The organism is Dyella sp. 01N36 (assembly GCF_056399745.1).
The window spans coordinates 1-4,964 of record NZ_JBFTRY010000228.1; the positions used below are offsets into that span (position 1 = coordinate 1).

Annotated in this window: 3 protein-coding genes and 1 pseudogene; all 4 read left to right on the top strand. The window is 65.2% G+C overall.

Annotated features, from left to right (window positions below):
- Positions 1-240, top strand: a pseudogene (locus AC1DMG_RS19720) (3-dehydroquinate synthase); the annotation flags it as partial.
- Between the two features lie 206 nt (positions 241-446).
- On the top strand, positions 447-707 hold the full coding sequence (locus tag AC1DMG_RS19725) for a WGR domain-containing protein (protein ID WP_046970406.1): 261 nt from the start codon (positions 447-449) through the stop codon (positions 705-707).
- Position 708: 1 nt separating this feature from the next.
- The gene (hemE, locus tag AC1DMG_RS19730) at positions 709-1,776 is read left to right on the top strand and encodes a uroporphyrinogen decarboxylase (protein ID WP_477177930.1); all 1,068 of its coding nucleotides are present in this window, start codon (positions 709-711) and stop codon (positions 1,774-1,776) included.
- Between the two features lie 256 nt (positions 1,777-2,032).
- A complete protein-coding gene (locus tag AC1DMG_RS19735) occupies positions 2,033-4,840 on the top strand; it encodes a valine--tRNA ligase (RefSeq protein WP_477177929.1) in 2,808 nt (935 codons plus the stop codon).
- The last annotated feature ends 124 nt before the right edge of the window (positions 4,841-4,964 follow it).

Here is a 4,964-nt window from a genome sequence, read left to right on the forward strand (position 1 = left end):
GGCATGAGCCAGGCGACCGATACTGCACGCCTGCATCGACTGCTGGCTGCGATGGGCCTGCCGACGACGATTCCCGCCGGCATGGATCCCGAGCAGCTGCTCGCGCTGATGCGGCTGGACAAGAAGAATCTGGCCGGCACGCTGCGGCTGATCCTGTGGCGGGGCATTGGACGCGCGGAAATCGTCAGCGGTGTGGATGAGAAGGATGTTTTGGCAGTGTTGGAGCAAGCGGCACGCTGATTGGCTTGGCTTCGTCGTTGTCGCGCACAGGGTGCGCTCCCACACGAGCCGCTGACACCTGTGGGAGCGCACCCTGTGCGCGACGCGGCGCACCGAGAGAGTCACATCTGCGCCAACGCGACACGCCGCCGCACTCGCCCCTCAGGGGCGAAGCCTTCTAGAATGCGGGTCTGCGGTTGACCGCCCTTATCTTCGAACCGGACTCCATGCGCCTTTACCTGCAAGCCATGACCGCCACCGCCGAGGCGCCGCGCTATGCCCAGATCACACTGGAGCAGGACTTGCTGGGCGGCTGGACGCTTTATCGCGAATCGGGTGTGCAGGGCGGCAAGGCCACCCTCAAGCGCGAGCAGTTTCTCGAGCGTGACGACGCGCTCGCCGCCTTCGAAAAAGCACGCGACGCGCAGATCAAGCGCGGCTTCCGCGTGATGTTCAGCCAAGGCCTGGATGGCCCGTACGGACCTTAAGATGACCCCAGCATTGAAGAACGACCGCTTCCTGCGCGCCCTGCGCCGGGAGGCCACCGACACCACGCCCGTATGGGTCATGCGCCAGGCCGGCCGCTATCTGCCGGAATATCGCGCCACCCGCGCACGCGCCGGCAGCTTCATGGCCCTGGCGCAAAGCCCCGAGCTGGCCTGCGAAGTAACGCTGCAGCCGCTGGAGCGCTTCGAACTGGACGCGGCCATCCTGTTCTCCGACATCCTCACCATTCCCGATGCGATGGGGCTGGGGCTGAGCTTTGCGCAAGGCGAGGGCCCGCAGTTTGCGCATCCCGTGCGCTCGCGCGCCGACATCGAGAAGCTTGGCGTGCCGGATATGGAAACCGAGCTGCGCTACGTGATGGATGCGGTGCGCGTGATCCGCAAGGAACTGGACGGCCGCGTGCCGCTGATCGGTTTTTCCGGCAGCCCGTGGACGCTGGCCTGCTACATGGTGGAAGGCCAGGGCTCGCGCGATTTCGCCCGCCTCAAGGCCATGTGCTGGAGCGAGCCTGCGCTCGCGCACCAGTTGCTCGACACGCTGGCCCAGGCCGTGGCGGCCTATCTGATCGCCCAGGCGGCCGCCGGCGCCCAGGCGCTGATGATCTTCGACACCTGGGGTGGCCTGCTGGGCCCCGCGCCGTTCCGCGAGTTCTCGCTGCGCCATATGACCCAGGTGGTCGAGGCGCTGAAGGCCCACCCCGCCAGCCGTGATCTGCCCGTCACCCTGTTCTCCAAGGGCGCCGGCCAGCACCTGGCCACCATGGCCGACACCGGCTGCACCGCGCTGGGCGTGGACTGGACCATCGACCTGGCCGACGCCCGCCAGGCCGTGAATGGCCGCGTTGCCCTGCAGGGCAACCTGGACCCGGCCATCCTGCAGGCCAGTCCCGAGGTGATCCGCCGCGAGGTGCGCCGGGTGATGGACAGTTACGGCAACCATCCTGGCCACGTGTTCAACCTGGGGCACGGCATCACGCCTGAAGTGAACCCGGAGCATGTGAAAGTGCTGGTGGATGAGGTGCACGCATACGGCAAGCAGCTGCGCGGCTGACGCTTGCTCCCTCTCCCCTGCGGGGAGATGGCCGGGGTGAGGGGCGGGTGCTCGCGGAAGCCTTACCTACCCCAAGAAAAGCCCCCATATTCCAATCAAGCGTTCGGGCAAGCCCCGCCCCTCATCCCAACCTTCTCCCCGCCGGGGAGAAGGAGCTAGAAGCGGGTTTTTGGCACCCCAGCCGCCCCGCCCGTACAATCGACCCTTTACCGCCAATCCCCACGCGCCAGCCCCGGCGCGCAATCGCGAGCCCCTGATGGACAAGAGTTTCGAGCCCGGCCAGATCGAATCGAAGTGGTATGCCGCCTGGGAAGCCAGCGGCGACTTCAAGCCGTCCGGCCAGGGCGAGCCCTATTGCATCCTGCTGCCGCCGCCGAACGTCACCGGCACGCTGCACATGGGCCATGCCTTCCAGCAGACCGTGATGGACATGCTGATCCGCTACCAGCGCATGCGCGGCATGAACACGCTGTGGCAGGTGGGTACCGATCACGCGGGCATTGCCACGCAGAAGATCGTCGAGAACCAGCTCGCCGTGAACGACCAGACACGCCACGACCTGGGCCGCGAAGCGTTTGTCGAACGCGTGTGGAAGTGGAAGGAAGAATCGGGTTCCACCATCACCAACCAGATGCGCCGCATCGGCGCCGCCGCCGACTGGTCACGCGAACGCTTCACCATGGACGAGGGTCTTTCGGAGGCCGTGCGCAAGGTGTTCGTCGAGTGGTTCCGCGCCGGCCTGATTTATCGCGGCAATCGCCTGGTGAACTGGGATCCGCTGCTGGGCACGGCCGTCTCCGATCTGGAAGTGAACAACGTCGAACGCGACGGCCACATGTGGTCGATCCGCTACCCCACTGCCGACGGCAAGGACAGCGTCGTGGTCGCCACCACGCGTCCGGAAACCATGCTCGGCGACGTCGCCGTGGCGGTGAATCCGGAAGACGAGCGCTATACGCATCTGATCGGCAAGACGCTGCGCCTGCCGCTGAGCGGCCGCGAGATTCCGGTGATCGCCGACGACTACGTCGATCGCGAATTCGGCACCGGCTGCGTGAAGATCACCCCCGCGCACGACTTCAACGACTACGCCATCGGCCAACGTCATCAACTGGCGCCGATCAACATCTTCACGCTGGACGCGAAGGTCAACGAAAACGCGCCGGAAAAATACCGCGGCATGGACCGCTACGAAGCACGCAAGGCCGTGCTCGCGGACCTCGAAGCCGAAGGCCTGCTGGTCGAAACCAAGCCGCACAAATTGCAGGTGCCGGTGAGCCAGCGTTCGGATGCGGTGATCGAGCCGATGCTCACCGACCAGTGGTTCCTCGACCTCACCAGCGAGAAAGGCCGCAAGGAAATCACCGAGCCCGCGCTCGAAGCCGTGCGCGGCGGCGAGATCAAGTTCGTGCCGGAAAACTGGAGCACCACCTACACGCAGTGGCTGGAGAACATCCAGGACTGGTGCATCAGCCGCCAGCTGTGGTGGGGCCATCGCATCCCGGCGTGGTACGACGAAGCGGGCAATATCTTCGTGGGCGAAGACGAAGCCGACGCGCGTGCGCACGCCAGCACGACGCCGGTGGGCGCGCTGCGCCAGGACGACGACGTGCTCGACACCTGGTTCAGCTCCGCGCTGTGGCCGTTCTCCACCCTGGGCTGGCCGATGGACGGCCCGGTGAAGGACGAGCACGGCAATGTCGTGGCCGACTGGTCCAACGACAACGTGTTCCTGCCCAGCGCCGTGCTGGTCACCGGCTTCGACATCATTTTCTTCTGGGTCGCGCGCATGGTGATGGCGACCAAGTACTTCACCGGTCGCGTGCCGTTCCGCCATGTCTACATCAACGCCATCGTGCGTGATGCGGAAGGCCAGAAGATGTCCAAGTCCAAGGGCAATACGCTCGATCCGCTGGACTTGATCGATGGCATCGAGCTGGAGCCGCTGGTGGCCAAGTCCACCAAGTCGCTGCTGATCCCGCAGGTGCGCGACAAGGTGGAAAAGCGCATCCGCAAGGATTACCCGACGGGCATCCCCGCCATCGGCACAGACGCACTGCGCTTCACTTTCGCCGCGCTCGCCAGCTATAGCCGCACCATCAACTTCGACATCAAGCGCGCCGAAGGCTACAAGGCGTTCTGCAACAAGCTGTGGAATGCTGCGCGCTTCGTACTGATGAACCTGCCCGAAGGCCAGCTGCCCGCACCGGGCGGCGCGCCGGTTACCGAAGCCGAGCGCTGGATCCTCACGCGCCTCAAGCAGACGCTGACCGACGTCGAACAACACTTCGCCAGCTATCGCTTCGACCTGCTCGCGCAGGAGTTGTACGAGTTCACCTGGAACGAGTTCTGCGACTGGTTCCTGGAACTGTCCAAGCCCGCATTGAATGGCGACGATGCTGCCGCTGCAGCGTCCACGCGCCACACGCTGGTGGTGGTGTTGGAAACCATCCTGCGCGCGCTGCATCCTATCGTGCCCTTCATCAGCGAAGAGATCTGGCATTCGGTGGCGCCCAAGCTCGGCCTCGATGCCAAGTTCCTGCTGGAACGCCCGTGGCCGAAGGCCGAGGAGATCGTGGCGGACGACGCGGCCACGGCCGAAGTCGAATGGTTCAAGAACGTGCTGAGCGGCATCCGCCGCATCCGCGCGGAAATGAACATCGCCCCTGGCAAAACTATTCCCCTGCTGCTCGCCGACGGCGACGCGAGCGATCGCGCACGCGCCGCCAAATTCGCCGCACAGATCAGCTTCCTCGCTCGCGTGGACGCGCCGCAGTGGATTGAATCGGGCGCCGACGAACCAGCCGCCGCAGCCGCCGTGGTGGGTTCGATGCGCGTGCTGATCCCGCTTGCGGGCCTGATCGATCTTGGCGCGGAGAAGACTCGCCTCGCCAAGGAAATCGGGCGCATCGAAGTCGAGATCAAGAAGTGCGAAGGCAAGCTGGGCAACGCGAATTTTGTGGCCAATGCACCAGCGGAAGTGGTGGCGCAGGAACGCCAGCGCATCGCCGATTGGGGTGTGCAGCTGACAGCGTTGCGCGAACAGGCACAGAAGCTGGGCTGAGGCGATTCAAGCGCCTCCTCTCCCCGCTACGCCGCAACGCGCCGTAGCGGGGGGACCTAAAGCGGAGTCTCGCTCCGCATCTGCATGAGCCCTTCAACCATTGGCCTGCCCGCTTGTCTGTGGG

Bases quoted from the DNA above. Each gene is read 5' to 3' on its own strand.
- AC1DMG_RS19725 (WP_046970406.1), top strand. From the start codon at position 447: ATGCGCCTTTACCTGCAAGCCATGACCGCCACCGCCGAGGCGCCGCGC.
- hemE (WP_477177930.1), top strand. From the start codon at position 709: ATGACCCCAGCATTGAAGAACGACCGCTTCCTGCGCGCCCTGCGCCGG.
- AC1DMG_RS19735 (WP_477177929.1), top strand. From the start codon at position 2,033: ATGGACAAGAGTTTCGAGCCCGGCCAGATCGAATCGAAGTGGTATGCC.